The following is a 17,468-nucleotide window of genomic DNA, read 5'->3' as shown; positions in this document are numbered from 1 at the left end:
CTTTATTCGTAGAATTAAAAAATGACCAAAAGGAGTTTCACAATGAACGAACAAACCTTAAAGCTTTTTCAAACGTTAACAGAGCTGCCCGGTGCACCCGGAAACGAGCATTTAGTAAGAAAATTTATGAGGGAACAGCTTTCTCCCTACTCTGATGAAATTATCCAAGATCAACTAGGAAGCATTTTTGGTGTAAAAAAAGGAAATGGTACTGGACCAACCGTGATGGTGGCGGGGCATATGGATGAAGTGGGATTCATGGTGACTTCGATTACAGATAATGGGATGATTCGGTTTCAGACGTTAGGTGGATGGTGGAGCCAGGTTCTTCTAGCCCAGCGTGTTCAAGTGATGACCAAAAATGGTCCGGTCATTGGTGTTGTGGGGTCGATTCCACCACATCTATTAGACGAATCAAAGAAAAATAAACCAATGGAAATGAAAAACATGCTTATTGATATTGGAGCAGATGACCGTGAGGACGCCGAGAGAATCGGGATCAAACCTGGTCAGGCAATCCTGCCAATTTGCCCATTTACGCCAATGGCAAATCCAAAAAAGATTTTAGCGAAGGCTTGGGATAACCGTTACGGCTGTGGGTTAGCGATTGAGTTGCTCCAGGAACTAAAAGACGAGACTTTACCAAATATCCTCTATTCCGGAGCAACGGTTCAGGAGGAAGTCGGTTTGCGCGGCGCTCAAACTGCGGCTAATATGATTAATCCTGATATCTTTTTTGCGTTAGATGCAAGCCCGGCTAATGATATGAGTGGAGATAAAAATGAATTTGGTCAATTAGGAAAAGGAACCCTACTTCGTATCCTTGACCGCACCATGGTAACACATCGCGGTATGCGCGAGTTTGTTCTTGATACAGCAGAAACACACAACATCCCATATCAATATTTTGTTTCCCAGGGCGGTACAGATGCAGGGCGTGTTCATTTATCCAATGAAGGAGTTCCAAGTGCTGTTATCGGTATTTGTTCACGCTATATTCATACACATGCTTCTATCGTCCATGTTGATGATTACGCTGCCGCTAAAGAACTAGTGGTAAAATTGGTAAAAGCTTGTGACCAAACAACGGTAGATACCATCAAATCAAACAGTTAATATTCCAGGGGGCATAATTATATGTCTCCTTTTAATGTTGAAAAGGAGATTACCGTTATGAAAATTATCATCGGGTCAAAAAATCCAGCAAAAATTAATGCTGTAAAAAAAAGTTTTTCTGGCCAAGTAGCAGAGTTTATCTCGGTAGATATTCCATCTGGTGTAAACGAACAGCCGTTTTCTGATGAAGAAACGATTAAGGGAGCGATCAATCGAGCCGTAGGTGCTTTAACGCAAGGAAACGGCGATATTGGGATTGGTCTTGAGGGAGGAGTACAAGAAACGAGCCACGGTTTGCTGCTCTGTAACTGGGGAGCTCTTGCTTCAAACGAAATGGAGCCGATTATTGCCGGTGGTGCAAGATTCCTTCTTCCTGAAGAAGTAGCTGCTAGACTTAGAGCAGGCGAAGAGCTCGGTCCGGTTATGGATGATTACGCCAAAAGGCAAAATGTAAGAAAACATGAAGGGGCAGTTGGGATTTTTACAAATGGAAGGATTAACCGAGTGGAAATGTTTACCCATCTGATGAACCTTCTGGTTGGACAATTTACCTATCAACGAGAAAGATAACTTATTTTTCGACCCCAAAAATCGACAAAAGTCTTGTCATTTGAATATTCTGGGCGGTATGATGGAAATAGGACTTTATTCATGTTGTTAGGAGGCGGAAAATCTGAATTTATTCAAAACCATTACTATTTTCATACTATCGGTTCTTTTATTAACTGCTTGCAACAATGCTTCCTTTAAAGAAGAAAGTAAGGCAACTATAAAAACGGTACAGACAACATTTAATGAAAAGGCAAAAAAGCCAAATGAAAAAAGTGGAAAAATTCATTTTTATTTACCTGCCAGTTACGAAATAAAAGATGAATCACCTAATAATATCATTTTAAAAAAGGGTGCTGACACCTATATTCTTTTCATTAATCCGCAAGAAGACCCTTCAAGTGATGTTAACTATAAAGCAACGGTTGACCAGTATAAAGCTCTTGATACGAACGAAAAATTTACACATGATAATAAACTTGGCTTTTTGACAATTAAGCAGTTAAAGGATGATAACTTAAATGAACTAACCATAGGTGTCGGTGGGGCAAAAATAACGTCACAAGTTAAAACAAGTAATTTGAATGATGATTCAAAGGTCATGATGGAAATTGTCAATTCGGTTAAAACAGAAAAATAAAACGGAGGGGGAGTCCCCCTTCGTTTTTTTTCGTATAGAAAAAAGCATTTTCCAAAGGTTCTATTTATATTTGAGAAAAAAATTATAAATTTGATGTAACTATTTAATCATTCATTCGTGGTTTATGTGAAAGGAGGGGGAGCCTTGGACGAAAAGCGGCATAACAAACTTGAAGATATTTATCGGAAATACGCAGAAGGATTGTATTATTATCTGCTTGGCCTCTCGGGTTCCCCTACCTTAGCTGAAGAACTGGTGCAAGAAACCTTTTATCGTGCGACTGTTTCCTTATCATTATTTAAGCATCAGGAGGTTAAACCATGGCTTTTTAAAATAGCCCGCAACACTTATATCGATGAATGGCGAAAGCGGCAAAGGTGGAAATGGGTTCCGTTTTTTGAAAAAGAAGAAATGATTAGCCCCTACGGAATTCCGGAAACAGAAGTAGTTAAGAAAGAAAATAAACAAGAACTTGAGAATCTGTTAGACATGCTGCCGGAAAATTACCGAACTATTCTTTATTTCAGAGAGTATGAGGACTTTACCTATCAGGAAATTCAAGAAGCGATGGAATTAACTGAATCCCAGGTGAAAGTAACGTTATTTCGGGCCAGAAAGAGGTTAACAGAATTAGCTGAGAATATGAAGGGGGAGAGTGAATATGACAGAATGGACAAAGGATAAAGAAAAGAAAGTCTTATGGAGATACCGCTTTTTGTTAACGTTTCGAATTATTAGAGTTATCGTCATACTTTCATTAATTTATGGGATATATATGATGCTATTATCAATTGGGTATTCTAAAACGAATCTCTATAGCAAAAATGAGTTTGAAATGAATTTGGCGATTGATTGGACGCAAGCAGGAAACTATGGAGAAACTGGATTTCATGGGGAAATCACACCGTTTTTTAGTCAAAAAATCTCGTTTCCTCTTTATCGAACCATTGGTAAGGAAGAACAAGCAATTGGAACGGTGAATTTAACGAAAAGGATGATTCCCACCTTTTCCAGAAAAGAAATAACCTATTTAAATCCAGCAGATTCAAAAATATTTCAGTTCTATTTACCAGAAGACCCGCGAACGGGAAAAACTTTTAAACTTTCTAGCACTCCTGAAGTCTGGAATTCATTGAATAAGGTACATGAAGGGACCGTCGCGAACTTAGCTTTTTCGACAACGACCTTTCTTAAACCGGAGGAATTGCTGGATCGATTAAAAGATTACGATGTCGATGTCCAATGGATGCCTTTATATACGGGAGAACTAAAGGAAATTAGGGATGTGGGTTCTTCACTGGGGGGAGATAATTATTTGTCTGTAGATACACTCGGATTATCTAAAGCAAGACAAACAGATGATTACCAATCTTACAGCCTAAGTGGTATTAGGAAGGAAACGATTAAAGATAATGAGAAAATCATGCTCTCTAATATGAAAATGCTGATCGATAATGAAAGTGACACCTATCTCGAGAATGTATTAGGTTTAAGGTATTTAAACGATAGATACCATTATTTGAAAAAGAATGGTTTTCAGGTGTATGGTGCAGTTGTAACAGGCCCAGTAAAGGAATTATTGAAGTTGAAGGAACTAGATGTCATTCAGGGAGCACAATTAGGGAAATTCGAATATTGGAATTGGACAGAAAAAGAATAAATCTTATAATGTTAGCCCGGTTCTGGGCACAATAATCGTATGTGATCATCCTTTTGCGAAAATATATCAGGTGCATATTATTGGACTGAAAAGCATTATGGTTGTTATGCTTTCACTAGCAAGTTCCTAAAACACATATATTCAAACGGAGGCGTTGAATTTGAAAAACTTAGAGTCAATGGAGCAATTTGCCCAACTTCGTGACGGAGAAAAAACAATCTTTATGTTTTCTGCGAACTGGTGCGGGGATTGCCGCTTTATCGAACCTGTGCTGCCAGAAATAGAAGCAAAATTTAATGAATTTACTTTTATACATGTTGATCGTGATCAATTTATTGATTTATGCCAACAGGTGGACGTATATGGAATTCCAAGCTTTATCGCGTATGAAAACGGAAAAGAGCTTGGCCGTTTTGTAAGTAAAGACCGCAAAACGCAAGAGGAAATCGAAGGATTTATTTCAGGTTTAAAATAAAATGGATGAAACCCTCTATCTTCTTTGAGATGGGGGTTTTTTAATGTACAATAGGATTTACAGCTCCTAGAAATGGTGGGTTTAATATGAAAATGGATAGCAAGAAAATGCGACGGGAATTAGAAGAACGATTGTCTGGAAAAGACAGAGTGATTTCTTATGACCGAGAAAAAGATCAGCTTCGTATCGAAAGTGAATTGAATGGTAAGGGGATCACGATCTCATTGCCTGGAATTGTGGCTAAATGGCATGTCAAACAAGAAAAAGCCATCGATGAAATTGTTTACTACGTGGAAGAAGGACTCCATGCAATGGAGGACCCCATCCAATTGAACGATCACGAGCGAAAAATATATCCTGTCATTCGCTCAACGTCTTTTCCGACTGAAGCAGAAGAGGGAGTCCCATTTTTAAGCGAAGAACATACTGCGGAAACCAAGATTTATTATGCTTATGATATGGGTAACACGTATCGCTTAATTGACAAACGTATTATGGAAAAAGAGGGATGGTCCCCTAGCAGGATTAAGGAAATTGCTTTATTTAATGCAAGATCTCTATCTACTCCGTTAAAAGAGGATCAGGTTGCAGGGAATACGTTTTATTTTCTAAACACCAATGATGGCTATGATGCTACTCGAATATTAAATAAGGGATTCTTAAATGATATTGAAAAGCGACTAACAGGGACAATGGTACTTGCCGTTCCCCATCAGGATGTGTTAATTATTGCCGATATCCGAAATGACCGAGGCTATGACATTATTGCCCAAATGGCAATGAGCTTTTTTGCAAATGGGCATGTGCCCATCACAGCGTTGTCATTTTTATATGAAAATGGGGAATTAGAGCCGATTTTTATTATGGGGAAAAATAAATAACAAATCGGAGAAGGATCACAGAAAAGAGTGGTCTTTTTTCATGACTACTTTCCTTATGTATCCAATTTGAATTTATTTTGACTCATTCTCAAGAATAATGTCGAAAAAAAAATAATTACTGCTAAAATAGAATGATAGATAAAGTAGAAAGAGTGATAGTTTTGAGTTGGATTCAAGACTTTTTCCAAAAATTCAAAAGAGATGATGAAGAACAATACGACGAATACATTTTACATAATCATAAACCGGATGATTTCCCGCTAGTTAACCAATATGAAAGTCTAAAAGATTTAGATACAAGAATTTCCTATCAATATCCAAAAGGGAGCGTTCGTCCTTCTCCTTCGCCACAGGTTATCAGAAAAGCAAAGGAAGAGACCGGACTCCAAAAGAGACAGAAAAAGCTTCCTGAGGTGAGAAGGAAGATAGAACAAAAGGAAGTCCATCCAGTAAAAAATGAAGTCCCTATTATGAAAAAAGAACAAACCCCAAGAAGAAATCGGGGTCCGTTTCAGCCAACCGAAATACCTTCACCGGTTTTCGGATTTAACAGGCCGAAAAAGACGAACACAATTGTGGAGCATGAATTGAGTCATTTTTTAGATGAGAACCCTGATAATCGGCAAGACCATCTAGTTCGGCTAGAGGAGACTATAACTGAAAGTTTGCCAACAACTCCAGTTCACGAGGTTCTAGTTAACGAACGATATCCCCTGGAAAACAATCAGACAGAAGAGGTTATTACTATAGCCACGGAAGCTATTGAAATCATTCAGAAACCTCGAGCCGACGAGTTAGATTATGACCAAAAAGAAGTAGTGGAAGAGGCTGCACCAGGACTCGAAACCGAACTTGAAATGGAGCCTAAACCAGAACGAGAACCTGAACGTGAATCAGAATCAGAACCAGAATCAGAACCATCAGCACCAAAACGATCCCATTTGCCTTTCAATGTAATGATGTTAAAACAGGATAAACAAAATTGGGAAGATAGAAGACGAAGAAAAGAACTAGAACAGCAGCAAATGGTTTTAACTGAAACCAAACCTGTCGAAAAGGTTAATCGGATAAATGAGCACTTTCCTAACATAGTGGAGGAAATCCCGCATAAGATGGATGATGGTTTATACGCACTCCCAAAATCTAGTTTGTTAAGTCCACCGGTAACTGAGGTAAGGGATACCAAATGGTTACTAGAACAAGAGGAGCTTTTAAACCTTACATTACAAAACTTTAATGTCGGAGCAAGTGTTGTTCATGTGACCCAAGGTCCGTCCGTTACCCGCTTTGAGGTTCAGCCGGAGCCGGGCGTAAAAGTAAACAAGATAACCAACTTAAGTGATGATATTAAATTAAGCCTTGCCGCAAGAGATATTCGGATTGAGGCCCCAATTCCAGGAAAACATACGATTGGTATTGAGGTTCCAAACCAAAAATCAAGGCCTGTACTCATTAATGAAATTATTCAGACCAGTGTTTTTGAAGAATCCTCTTCCCCGTTAACGGCAGTACTTGGTCTAGATATTGCCGGAAAACCGATTGTTACCGACTTAAAGAAGATGCCACACGGATTAATTGCCGGGGCGACAGGTTCGGGAAAAAGTGTTTGCATTAACACGATTTTAGTTAGCCTGCTATTTAAAGCAAGCCCGGAAGATTTAAAGCTTTTACTGATTGATCCAAAAATGGTGGAGCTAGCACCATATAATCGAATTCCACACTTAGTTAGCCCGGTTATCACAGATGTGAAGGCAGCAACTGCCGCGTTAAAATGGGCTGTCGATGAAATGGAGCGGCGCTACGAGCTTTTTGCTCATACGGGTGTTCGGGACATCAACCGCTTTAATGAACTGGCCATGCAGCATAAGCGCTATTCAGATAAGCTACCGTTTATTGTTATCGTAATTGATGAGTTAGCCGATTTAATGATGATGTCACCGGCAGATGTAGAAGAGGCGATATGTAGGATTGCCCAAAAAGCAAGAGCTTGCGGCATCCATCTTATTGTTGCAACACAGAGACCATCGGTGGATGTTATCACAGGATTAATTAAGGCAAATATACCAACACGAATAGCTTTTTCAGTTTCATCCCAGGTTGACTCACGGACGATTATTGATATAAGCGGTGCGGAGAAATTATTAGGCCGAGGTGATATGCTATTTTTAGAAAATGGCTCCTCAAAGCCTGTCCGCTTGCAAGGAACATTTGTATCTGATGAAGAAATTGATCTTGTTGTTGCCCATGTAAGGGAGCAGCGGGAGCCTGAATACTTGTTTGAGCAAGAAGAGTTGTTAAAAAAGGCACAAGTAACGGAAGACGAAGATGAACTTTTTTACGAGTCCTGTGAATTTATTATTGAGCAAGGTGGTGCATCCACCTCAAGTCTGCAAAGACGCTTTAAAATTGGCTATAACCGGGCAGCAAGATTAATGGATATGCTTGAGCAAAACGGTTATATTACAGGAGCTAATGGTAGCAAGCCGCGTGATGTATTAATAACTGAGGCTGATTTAGAGGCTATTCAAGACTAGTACAATTCAATAATCTTTTGTATTCTTTGGAGACAAGGACAAATAATAAAATGACCAGAGTGGATTCAAAGTGAAATGGTCACAAATAGTTTTTATAAACGAACAATGGTATAATAATTAAATGATTTTCTTTAAGTGAAAAAAATATCTATAATGTTTCTGAGTTTCTCAGCAATTAGCAAATAAAAACAGATGTCATATACTGTTTACAGTATTACGTTCGTTGGAGGTTCTTTCTATGACTATTTACCATTTTGTAGGTATAAAGGGGTCTGGAATGAGTGCGCTCGCACAAGTTCTACATGATATGAAATTTCAGGTGCAAGGCTCTGATGTCGAAAAGCACTTTTTTACTCAGGATGCCCTTGAACAATCAGGGATTACGATCCTTCCCTTTCAAAAGGAAAATATCAAGCCAGGAATGACAATTATTGCAGGAAATGCATTTCCTGATACACACGAGGAAATTCAAGAGGCGATGAAGCTCGGACTTCCTATTGTACGTTACCATCGCTTTTTAGGCGATTTTATGCAGAACTTTACAAGTGTAGCGATTACAGGTGCTCACGGGAAAACGTCTACTACAGGACTGCTTGCACATGTAATAGCAGGTGCTAAGCCTACTTCATTTTTAATTGGTGATGGTACTGGTAAGGGGGAAGAAGGCGCAGAATATTTTGTATTTGAAGCCTGTGAATATAGAAGACACTTCTTATCGTACTTTCCAGACTATGCTATCATGACAAATATTGATTTTGATCACCCTGATTATTTTGCCAACATTGAAGATGTTTTTTCAGCCTTTCAAGAAATGGCGATACAGGTGAAAAAAGGTATATTTGCCTATGGCGATGATGAACATCTGCAAAAAATCCAAGCAAAGGTTCCTGTTTTGTTTTACGGATTTGGCGAAGAAAATGACTATCAGGCCAAAAATCTAGTCAAATCGACAAATGGAACAAGCTTTGATGTTTTTATTCGTAATACATTCTATGATACCTTTTCCATTCCGACCTTCGGCGACCATAGTGTCTTAAATGCACTTGCTGTAATCGGGTTGTGTCATTATGAAGAAATAAATGTTGATGTCGTTAAGGAACAGTTAACCACGTTCCAAGGTGTGAAAAGAAGATTCTCTGAAAAAAGAATTGGCACACAAATATTAATTGATGATTATGCCCATCATCCTACAGAAATAAAAGCAACTATTCAGGCAGCAAAACAAAAATACCCTGATCATAAGATTGTCGCTGTATTCCAGCCGCATACCTTTACGCGTACCCAAGCCTTTTTAGAGGATTTTGCCGAAAGCTTACGCCTTGCAGATAAAACGTATTTATGTGAGATTTTTGGCTCGGCACGTGAAAATCATGGAAAGCTGACAATCAAGGACTTACAAGATAAAATAGATGAGTCTGAAATTATTACTGAAGAAATTACTTCGGTCTTAATTGAACATGCCAACAGTGTTATTATTTTTATGGGCGCTGGCGACATCCAGAAGTTTCAGGAATCTTACGAAAAACAATTATCTTAAATTAAAAAGGATGCCGACATGCCGGCATCCTTTTACTGTTATTTTAAGTTTTCAGGATTCAATCCTGCTAATTCTGGAATGACGAACAGTCCATCTTTACGGATTAACACATCATCAAAATAGATCTCTCCTCCACCGTATTCAGGGCGTTGGATATTCACCATATCCCAATGGATATTTGAATGATTGCCATTAAAGGCATCATCATAGCATTGTCCTGGAGTAAAGTGGAAGCTGCCTGCGATTTTTTCATCAAACAAAATGTCCTGCATTGGATTGAGGATAAACGGATTTACCCCAATCGCAAACTCGCCAACGTAACGTGCTCCTTCATCTGTATCAAAGATTTTATTAATGCGGCTGGTATCGTTAGACTCGGCTTCAACAATTTTTCCCTCTTTAAAGGTCAGCTTCACATTTTCAAATGTAAAGCCTTGGTATGGGGAAGGGGTATTATAGGTAATAACCCCATTGACGGAGTCACGAACGGGAGCCGAATAAACTTCTCCGTCAGGAATATTTAATCTTCCGGCACACTTAATCGCAGGAATATCCTTAATCGAGAAGGAAAGATCGGTTCCAGGTCCAGTAAGGCGAACCTTATCTGTCCGGTCCATGAGGTCCTTCAGACTATCCATGGCTTTATCCATTTTTCCATAATCTAAGTTACATACTTCAAAATAAAAGTTTTCAAATGCTTCTGTGCTCATTTTTGCTAACTGAGCCATGGATGAAGTAGGGTATCGGAGAACCACCCATTTTGTTTTTGGAACACGAATATTGCTATGAACCTTTTTGCCAATCGTATTTCCGTGGATTTTCATTTTATCAGCTGGGACGTCGGCCTGTTCATTGATGTTATCACCAGAACGAAGCCCTATGTATGCATCCATTTTGCTCATCACATTTGCTTCAAACTCCGCCATCATGTTAAACTGCTCTTCCTGTGCACCTAATAATAGGGAGCGGTCGACTTGTTGGTCCTTTAGTAATACAAATGGATAACCACCTGCCGCGTAGGCTTCCTTCACAAGTGCGGTTACGAGTTCCCGCTGAAGGCCAAAGTTTTCAATTAATACTTTTTCACCCTTTTGCAGCTGTACAGAATAGTTAATTAAATTATTCGCTAGTTTTTCAATACGAGGATCTTTCAAAAGTAACGCCTCCAACTTAAAATATGTAATAACTCTCTTATTGTACCCGAATGAAGCTTTAATGTAGAAAAATAATACTTGTACAACAAATTCAAGGTGAAATTTTTTAAACAAATGGCAGGAAAACAAGACAAAGATATGGAACTAGTATAAGATTATTAGCAAGGTTTATATCCATCTTGGATGGGTAATACATAATGATAGGATTAAGGCGGAGGTGCACGATGCAAATTATTTTATACTTAAGCGTAGCCTTGATAGCAATTGCGTTTTTAGTGCTTGTCATTTACTTGTCGACTACACTTAAATCACTTCAAGGTACACTTACAAGCGTTTCGAAAACGTTAACAGGATTGGAAAAACAACTGGATAGTGTGACAAGTGAAACGACGCTGCTTTTACAAAAAACAAATGCACTTGCTGAAGATATTCAGCATAAATCCGAAAGTTTAAATAGTGTGGTTGATGCGGTAAAGGGCGTTGGGACAACAGTCACTAAATTTAATGATACCCTAAAGAACATAACGGATTCAGTTGATAAGCAAGTAGATGAAAATAAAGAGAAAATCTCGCAAATCGTTCAATGGAGTAATGTCTTGCTTGAACTTAAGGATAACTGGCAGGCCAGAAAGCAAGCAAAAAACAAAATAGGCTCAGACAAGGGTAAGAAGGTTAGATCTCATTAGAAATTTAAGGAGGTATATAAATTTATGTCCAATCGAGAATATGAATCACGTGAAACGAATCAAACTCGGACAGAAGAATCTTCTAATAGTTTTTTACTAGGAGCAATAATTGGAGGAGTGATTGGGGCGGCGGCTGCACTGCTTTTGGCTCCTAAGTCTGGCAAAGAGCTTCGAACTAGTTTAACCAATCAAGCAGGGACCATCAAGGATAAATCAGTTTTATTGCGGAAAAATGTGATGAACAAAAGCAATGAATTGGTATCTAAATCTTCTTCTCTTTCTCAAGGGCTTGTCCAGCAATCCTCTGAACTATTAAATAAAGTAAAAGGAAAAAAAAACATTCAAGATGTTGTCGATGAAGAATCGGAAATTACTTATATTTCGATCTCTGACCCAAAAGAAAAGAAAACTTCCAAAAAAACCATCGCAATTGAAACATTAGATAGCACTTCGATTAGAAAAAAGTTGGAGGAAGCTCAAAAAGCTTTTGACGAGGAAGAGAGCAAAGTAAAAAATTAAAGTTTTATCAAGTAAAACAGTTTATTTGTGATACAAACGGTGAAGTGATAAAATTACTTCACCGTTTATTTATGGAGGTTGTTAGTATGCTTAAGAAAATTGATTCCATGGAACAATTCGATGAACTATTAGAAAAAGAAAGTAAATTTTATCTTTTAAAACATAGTTTAACCTGTCCAATTAGTCACGCCGCGTACAAAGAATATGAAAAATATGCAGATGAACATCAAGATATTCCAACATTTTATTTAGCTGTTCAGGAATCACGCCCGTTGTCTAACGAAATAGCAGAGAAATTTCAGATTAAGCATGAATCCCCGCAAGCGATTCTATTTTCTAACGGAGAAGCATTATGGAGCGCCTCACACTGGAAAATAACGAATCGTTCTTTGGTAAATTCAAGGACTGAAAATATATAAGGTTGCATTGATCAGCATAGTTAAAAAATTGCCGAAAAGATAGCACATAATAGTTGTTTTGATCATATTTTAACAAAATATAAGCTAATTTACTTTAACGCATAAAAGCGTTTAATTGTTAAAGAAAAAAGGGATGACAAAGAAATATATTTCCGCTATAATAAAGCCTAATTTAAAAAATTATAAAATTTTAAATTTTTTGCTTGTAAGCCAGTAACTTATGCTTGGATGAAACAAACTATGGTATAAGGCTGATTTGCATCTGAAAGGATGGGGACGAATGATGGGCAAAAATGATTTGGATCAATTACGGGCTCGTGTCGATGAACTTAACTTGGAGCTACTTAGGCTAATAAATGAAAGAGCTGAGCTCGTCCAAGAGATTGGACAGGTAAAAGGAAATCAAGGAGTTTATCGTTACGATCCAGTCCGCGAAAGAAAAATGCTTGAAGTAATCAAGGAGCATAACGATGGTCCGTTCGAAAATTCAACCATCGATCATATTTTCAAGGAAATTTTTAAAGCAGGCCTTGATTTGCAAAAGGATGACCACAGTAAGGCGTTGCTTGTCTCTAGAAAGAAAAAACCGGAAAATACCATTGTCACGTTAAAAGGTGAAAATATTGGTGATGGAAAGCCGCATTTCGTTTTTGGACCGTGCGCAGTTGAGTCATATGAGCAAGTAGCAACTGTAGCAAAAACAATGAAAGAAAAAGGCTTAAAGTTGCTACGTGGAGGGGCCTACAAACCAAGAACTTCTCCTTATGATTTCCAAGGGCTTGGGGTAGAAGGATTAAAAATTCTCAAACGAGTAGCAGACGAATTCGATATGGCTGTTATTAGTGAAATTGTCAATCCTGCTGATATTGAAATGGCAGTTGATTATATTGACGTTATTCAAATTGGGGCACGGAATATGCAAAACTTTGAATTACTAAAAGCTGCTGGTGCAGTCAAAAAGCCTGTTTTGTTAAAAAGAGGAATTGCAGCAACAATCGAAGAATTTATCAATGCTGCTGAGTATATTATGGCACAAGGAAATGGACAAATCATTCTTTGTGAGCGCGGAATTAGAACGTACGAGCGGGCAACAAGAAATACACTTGATATTTCGGCAGTGCCCATTTTAAAACAAGAAACCCATTTACCAGTTTTCGTGGATGTTACTCATTCTACAGGCAGAAGAGATTTACTCCTTCCATGTGCAAAGGCCGCCATTGCAATTGGAGCAGACGGAGTGATGGCGGAGGTTCATCCGGATCCTGCTGTTGCCCTTTCCGATGCCCAGCAGCAAATGGACCTTAACCAATTTGACAATTTCTATAATGAATTACTTGCATCAAACTTTGTCAGGATTTAATTATTAATGGGAATCTTCATTAAAAAATCTTCTGCAGCATTCATGCAGGAGGTTTTTTTGATATTTTTTAGAAAATTAGCGAAAAATGTTGACAAATGCAATTGCGGCTTTACTCATCTTGTCGTATCATTAAGTACATAAATAAGATTGTATATTTCATCACAATGACTAGATTTAAATTAGATGATGTAAAATAAAGAAAACATTGAACGTTTTAGGAGAGTGTTATTAGTGAATATAACTATTTATGATGTTGCCAGAGAAGCCAATGTTTCGATGGCAACCGTTTCCCGTGTAGTCAATGGGAACCCAAATGTAAAGCCCGTTACCCGCAAAAAGGTTTTAGAAGTCATTGACAGATTAGGCTATCGCCCAAATGCTGTTGCAAGAGGATTGGCAAGTAAAAAAACAACAACCGTCGGCGTCATCATTCCGGATATCTCAAATATCTTTTTTGCTGAATTAGCCCGGGGAATTGAAGATATTGCCACAATGTATAAGTACAATATCATTTTAAGCAATTCCGATCAAAATAAAGAGAAGGAATTTCATTTGCTAAACACGATGTTAGGCAAACAAGTGGACGGGATTGTCTTCATGGGAGGAAATATTTCCGCTGATCACGTGGAGGAATTTAAAAAATCACCTGTGCCGATTGTTCTTGCGGGCTCTATTGAAGAGTCAGAAAAAATTCCTTCAGTGAATATTGATTACGAAAAAGCTGTTTTTGATTCTGTTAAGGAATTCATTGAAAAAGGTCATAAGCATATCGCTTTTGTTATCGGGCCTCTTCACGAGCCAAAAAATGCCCAGAAAAAACTCAGAGGGTATCAAAGAGCTCTTCAAGAATCAGGTCTACCATATAATGAAGAACTTGTTGTTGAAGGTGACTATACGTATGACTCAGGGATTGAAGCGATTGAAAAATTGCTAGAAGCTGCTGAGAGACCAACGGCTATTTTAGTTGGGGCTGATGAGATGGCCCTAGGAGTGGTTCATGGCGCAGAGGACAAAGGCTATAAAATTCCTACCGATTTTGAGGTTATCACTTCGGATAATACAAGGCTGTCTCTGATGGTACGACCACAGCTGACAACTGTAGTTCAGCCGTTATATGATATTGGTGCCGTTGCGATGAGGCTACTAACAAAATTAATGAATAAGGAACAAATAAGTGAACACACGGTTGTTCTTCCACACCGGATTGAACACCGTCAATCCACGAAATAAAAGAGAAGAGCAAGGGAGACTCTGTGAGCTCCAAGTTAGAAAATGAAAAGGGCTGCCAAATTATTGGTGGCCCTTTTCATTGTCGAGAAAGGGTATATTTCTCGGCAATTTTTTAATAATGGATTGGCCCTGCTAACTGGCCTGTTGATTTCCGCTCCAGGCACTCGCTTTCCGCGGGGAGGTCCGGGAGCCTCCTCGTCTCCTTTGGAGCCTGCGGGGTCTCCCGTGACCTCTCTATCCCGCAGGAGTCGAGTGCCCTCCGCTCCAATCAACAGGGTGGCAAATCAACCTAAAGAATTGCAACACACTTTTTCTAACCTGGCTAAGTGTGTCGCAATCTTTTTTATATTTTGGCAGGCTGCTGTAAGGAGAGCCTGTTCACTTGCATTCTTTAATCCCCGTAACCAGCAGTAGCGAAGCCCATGCAGCTCTTTTGAGTCTGCGAAGCTTCGCTCCATTTTTTCCTTCTAAATTTATAAGGCAATTTTATTCACTTTGGGAAGATTCTCTTGGTTTAAACAGAGATTTCATCACTTATTTTTCTGGTTGTGTGATGACATTATTGAATTAGCACCTGTTGATTGGAGCGGAAGGCGCGAAGACTCCTGCGGTAGACCCCACAGGCGCTAGCGCCGAGGAGGCTCCCCGGCACGCCCGCGGAAAGCGAAGCGCCTGGAGCGCAAATCAACAGACATGTCGCATTAATAATGTTATAACAAATTAACGCGGTGAAATGTTAAAGTAACATAAATAAATTAAGGCTGTCGAAGGTTTTTCGACAGCCTGAGGGCTGCCAAATAATTGGTAGCCCTTTTTGAAGTAATTTGATTAATTTTTTTGCTGATTTCGAATTGGATACAATGCTTTTTCAAGCGTTATTAAATTCTTTTCTGTAATTTCCGCTTTTCTTGGAATCGGGGTATATAAGTTCTCAGGGTCGTCCCATTCCTTTGGCAATACCACAGGCGAGTCCTTTTGCCAATATGCTATCCAATCAGCCGGTAAACTGCCATAACAATTTGAGTTTTCTGACATTTCTAACCAGATATGGGCCCAGGCCCTTGGAACCACTCTCCATATATCATAACCGCCACCGCCTACAGCAATCCATTTACCCCCGCAATACTTATGCGCAATTTCATGAGCAAGCTTCGGAATCTCCCGGTAAATTTTCATCGTTGCAGATAAATGTGTTAAGGGGTCATAATAATGTGAGTCTGCCCCATTTTGTGTCAAAATCACATCCGGTTTAAAAAATTCCGCCACTTCTTTTAGGGCTTGGGTGTAGGCTTGCAGCCAGGATTCATCTTCAGTAAAGGCATCAACCGGAATGTTGAAGGAATAGCCGTAACCTAATCCCTGGCCTCTCTCGTTGAGGTTTCCTGTTCCAGGAAATAAATACCTTCCTGTCTCATGAATCGACAGGGTACACACGTTAGGATCATCATAAAAGGACCATTGGACGCCGTCACCATGGTGCGCATCTGTATCCACATATAAAACACGGGCATTGTATTTTTCTTGAAGATATTTAATTGCTACTGAACTATCATTGTAAATGCAAAATCCTGATGCTTTTCCGCGAAAACCATGATGCAAGCCTCCGCCAAGATTAAGTGCGTGTAGGGCTTTGCCTGTCATTACTTGATCGACAGCTGTTAATGTGCCGCCAACTAATAAGGAGCTTGCCTCATGCATATTAGGAAATACAGGAGTATCTTCAGTACCCAATCCATAGTTCTCTGCGATTTCTTTTGGAAGCTGACCATGTCCTGCTTTTTTAACAGCATCAATATAGCTTGGATCATGAATGAGAGCAAGCTCTTCTTCAGTTGCCATTCTCGGCGGGATAATATGTTCAGCATCTAATCCATGAACTTTATTTAATAAGTCTATTGTTAGTTTAAGCCGGAATTGATTGAAAGGATGATGACTACTGAATTTATAGTTCAGCTGTTCTTCTGAATAAATGAAGGCTACTCGATCTTTCATAAAGAAATCCCCGGTAGATTTGGCCATAAGACCTGATGGCCTGCCTCTTTAAGCTCTTGAATTAATCCGGTTGGATTCATCAACTGCACCCTGATAACGAGTATTTTATATTGCTCATCCTGTCTATCCGGGTATACTAGTACACTAAGAATATTTGCCTTTCTCTTGCGAATAATATCCGCAATATCGCTGAGAACACCAGAGATATTAGGGACCCGTAGTTCAATTTGCGATCCCGGCTGATGGGCCCCTGTTAACTCAACCATAGTTCGCAGTATATCTGTCTCCGTTAAAATTCCAACTAATTCCCGATCCTTAATAATGGGAATTGCACTTATTTTATGTTCATAAAATATTGCAGCAACCTCTTCAACAAAATCAAGTGGATGTCCAGTGATGACATCTCGCTCCATAATCATTTCAAGTGTTTTTTTCAAATCGTCCGGATTTTCATTCGTCCGAAAAGTTGAAGGTAGTGCCTCTTTTAATCTGGAAATGGTTATAAGACCAACTAAATTATTTTCCTCATTAACGATGGGAATATGGCGAATATTATTGGTTTCCATCACATGAATGGCATCAGCAATTGAGTTAGTAGGATATAAGGTTACCACATCTGTTTTCATAATTTCTTCTACAATCATTAGGAAAACCCCCTAAAATCTAATAGAATTTGGTGTCTAGCTTAAGCCCCAGCGACTAGTATGCCTCGCTAA

Annotated in this window: 16 protein-coding genes and 1 pseudogene; 13 read left to right on the top strand and 4 right to left on the bottom strand. The window is 38.9% G+C overall.

The features are described 5' to 3' along the window. Nucleotides 1–42 precede the first annotated feature (42 nt). The 8 genes from M5A78_RS20955 to murC all read left to right on the top strand — a co-directional run bounded on the left by M5A78_RS20955 (nt 43) and on the right by murC (nt 9,392). Nucleotides 43–1,116, top strand: coding sequence for a M42 family metallopeptidase (locus tag M5A78_RS20955; protein ID WP_248737227.1), 1,074 nt, complete (start codon nt 43–45; stop codon nt 1,114–1,116). A gap of 57 nt (nt 1,117–1,173) precedes the next feature. Next, nucleotides 1,174–1,686, top strand: a complete 513-nt coding sequence (locus tag M5A78_RS20950; RefSeq protein ID WP_248737241.1) for a DUF84 family protein — start codon at nt 1,174–1,176, stop codon at nt 1,684–1,686. Nucleotides 1,687–2,449: 763 nt separating this feature from the next. Beyond that, nucleotides 2,450–2,989: a sigma-70 family RNA polymerase sigma factor gene (locus tag M5A78_RS20945; protein WP_248737226.1), complete on the top strand. Its 540-nt coding sequence runs from the start codon at nt 2,450–2,452 to the stop codon at nt 2,987–2,989. Beyond that, a complete protein-coding gene (locus M5A78_RS20940) occupies nt 2,967–3,965 on the top strand; it encodes an anti-sigma factor (RefSeq protein ID WP_248737225.1) in 999 nt (332 codons plus the stop codon). Before M5A78_RS20945 ends, M5A78_RS20940 begins: the two co-directional genes overlap by 23 nt. Before the next feature lie 160 nt (nt 3,966–4,125). Further along, entirely contained in the window at nt 4,126–4,440 is a 315-nt protein-coding gene (locus M5A78_RS20935) for a thioredoxin family protein (RefSeq protein ID WP_248737224.1), read from the top strand. 92 nt (nt 4,441–4,532) lie between these two features. After that, a complete protein-coding gene (locus M5A78_RS20930; RefSeq protein ID WP_248737240.1) occupies nt 4,533–5,321 on the top strand; it encodes a DUF1444 domain-containing protein in 789 nt (262 codons plus the stop codon). 131 nt (nt 5,322–5,452) lie between these two features. Next, nucleotides 5,453–7,855 (top strand): DNA translocase FtsK, encoded by a 2,403-nt coding sequence (locus M5A78_RS20925; RefSeq protein WP_406603729.1) that lies wholly within the window; start codon nt 5,453–5,455, stop codon nt 7,853–7,855. 238 nt (nt 7,856–8,093) lie between these two features. Continuing rightward, nucleotides 8,094–9,392, top strand: coding sequence for a UDP-N-acetylmuramate--L-alanine ligase (murC, locus tag M5A78_RS20920; RefSeq protein ID WP_248737222.1), 1,299 nt, complete (start codon nt 8,094–8,096; stop codon nt 9,390–9,392). A gap of 38 nt (nt 9,393–9,430) precedes the next feature. Here murC and M5A78_RS20915 read toward each other — a convergent pair whose 3' ends face one another. After that, entirely contained in the window at nt 9,431–10,546 is a 1,116-nt protein-coding gene (locus tag M5A78_RS20915; RefSeq protein ID WP_248737221.1) for an aminopeptidase, read from the bottom strand. Between the two features lie 224 nt (nt 10,547–10,770). Between M5A78_RS20915 and M5A78_RS20910 the strand changes: the two genes are divergently transcribed. From M5A78_RS20910 to ccpA, 5 genes are all read left to right on the top strand, one after another. Continuing rightward, nucleotides 10,771–11,232, top strand: coding sequence for a DUF948 domain-containing protein (locus tag M5A78_RS20910; RefSeq protein ID WP_248737220.1), 462 nt, complete (start codon nt 10,771–10,773; stop codon nt 11,230–11,232). Between the two features lie 24 nt (nt 11,233–11,256). Then, nucleotides 11,257–11,751, top strand: a complete 495-nt coding sequence (locus M5A78_RS20905) for a YtxH domain-containing protein (protein WP_248737219.1) — start codon at nt 11,257–11,259, stop codon at nt 11,749–11,751. An 86-nt stretch (nt 11,752–11,837) separates the two neighbouring features. Then, the gene (gene ytxJ / locus M5A78_RS20900; RefSeq protein WP_248737218.1) at nt 11,838–12,170 is read left to right on the top strand and encodes a bacillithiol system redox-active protein YtxJ; all 333 of its coding nucleotides are present in this window, start codon (nt 11,838–11,840) and stop codon (nt 12,168–12,170) included. 283 nt (nt 12,171–12,453) lie between these two features. Beyond that, nucleotides 12,454–13,530 (top strand): bifunctional 3-deoxy-7-phosphoheptulonate synthase/chorismate mutase, encoded by a 1,077-nt coding sequence (locus tag M5A78_RS20895; protein ID WP_248737239.1) that lies wholly within the window; start codon nt 12,454–12,456, stop codon nt 13,528–13,530. Nucleotides 13,531–13,761: 231 nt separating this feature from the next. Then, entirely contained in the window at nt 13,762–14,760 is a 999-nt protein-coding gene (gene ccpA / locus M5A78_RS20890) for a catabolite control protein A (RefSeq protein WP_248737217.1), read from the top strand. Nucleotides 14,761–15,044: 284 nt separating this feature from the next. On the opposite strand, the pseudogene M5A78_RS20885 reads toward ccpA, so the two are convergent. The 3 genes and pseudogenes from M5A78_RS20885 to M5A78_RS20875 all read right to left on the bottom strand — a co-directional run. Next, nucleotides 15,045–15,227, bottom strand: a pseudogene (locus M5A78_RS20885) (transposase); the annotation flags it as partial. A 361-nt stretch (nt 15,228–15,588) separates the two neighbouring features. Next, nucleotides 15,589–16,752, bottom strand: coding sequence for an acetoin utilization protein AcuC (locus M5A78_RS20880; protein ID WP_248737216.1), 1,164 nt, complete (start codon nt 16,750–16,752; stop codon nt 15,589–15,591). Next, on the bottom strand, nt 16,749–17,396 hold the full coding sequence (locus M5A78_RS20875) for an acetoin utilization AcuB family protein (protein ID WP_248737215.1): 648 nt from the start codon (nt 17,394–17,396) through the stop codon (nt 16,749–16,751). Before M5A78_RS20875 ends, M5A78_RS20880 begins: the two co-directional genes overlap by 4 nt. Nucleotides 17,397–17,468: the final 72 nt, after the last annotated feature.

This window comes from Neobacillus rhizosphaerae, assembly GCF_937468385.1.
Lineage (GTDB): Bacteria > Bacillota > Bacilli > Bacillales > Cytobacillaceae > Neobacillus > Neobacillus rhizosphaerae.
This window is presented reverse-complemented; position numbering and strand designations above follow the sequence as displayed.

Coding starts and splice junctions, on each gene's coding strand:
- M5A78_RS20930 (WP_248737240.1), top strand. CDS start 4,533: ATGGATAGCAAGAAAATGCGACGGGAATTAGAAGAACGATTGTCTGGA.
- M5A78_RS20895 (WP_248737239.1), top strand. CDS start 12,454: ATGGGCAAAAATGATTTGGATCAATTACGGGCTCGTGTCGATGAACTT.
- M5A78_RS20910 (WP_248737220.1), top strand. CDS start 10,771: ATGCAAATTATTTTATACTTAAGCGTAGCCTTGATAGCAATTGCGTTT.
- M5A78_RS20880 (WP_248737216.1), bottom strand. CDS start 16,752: ATGAAAGATCGAGTAGCCTTCATTTATTCAGAAGAACAGCTGAACTAT.
- M5A78_RS20955 (WP_248737227.1), top strand. CDS start 43: ATGAACGAACAAACCTTAAAGCTTTTTCAAACGTTAACAGAGCTGCCC.
- murC (WP_248737222.1), top strand. CDS start 8,094: ATGACTATTTACCATTTTGTAGGTATAAAGGGGTCTGGAATGAGTGCG.
- M5A78_RS20875 (WP_248737215.1), bottom strand. CDS start 17,396: ATGATTGTAGAAGAAATTATGAAAACAGATGTGGTAACCTTATATCCT.
- M5A78_RS20925 (WP_406603729.1), top strand. CDS start 5,453: ATGATAGATAAAGTAGAAAGAGTGATAGTTTTGAGTTGGATTCAAGAC.
- M5A78_RS20950 (WP_248737241.1), top strand. CDS start 1,174: ATGAAAATTATCATCGGGTCAAAAAATCCAGCAAAAATTAATGCTGTA.
- ytxJ (WP_248737218.1), top strand. CDS start 11,838: ATGCTTAAGAAAATTGATTCCATGGAACAATTCGATGAACTATTAGAA.
- M5A78_RS20940 (WP_248737225.1), top strand. CDS start 2,967: ATGACAGAATGGACAAAGGATAAAGAAAAGAAAGTCTTATGGAGATAC.
- M5A78_RS20905 (WP_248737219.1), top strand. CDS start 11,257: ATGTCCAATCGAGAATATGAATCACGTGAAACGAATCAAACTCGGACA.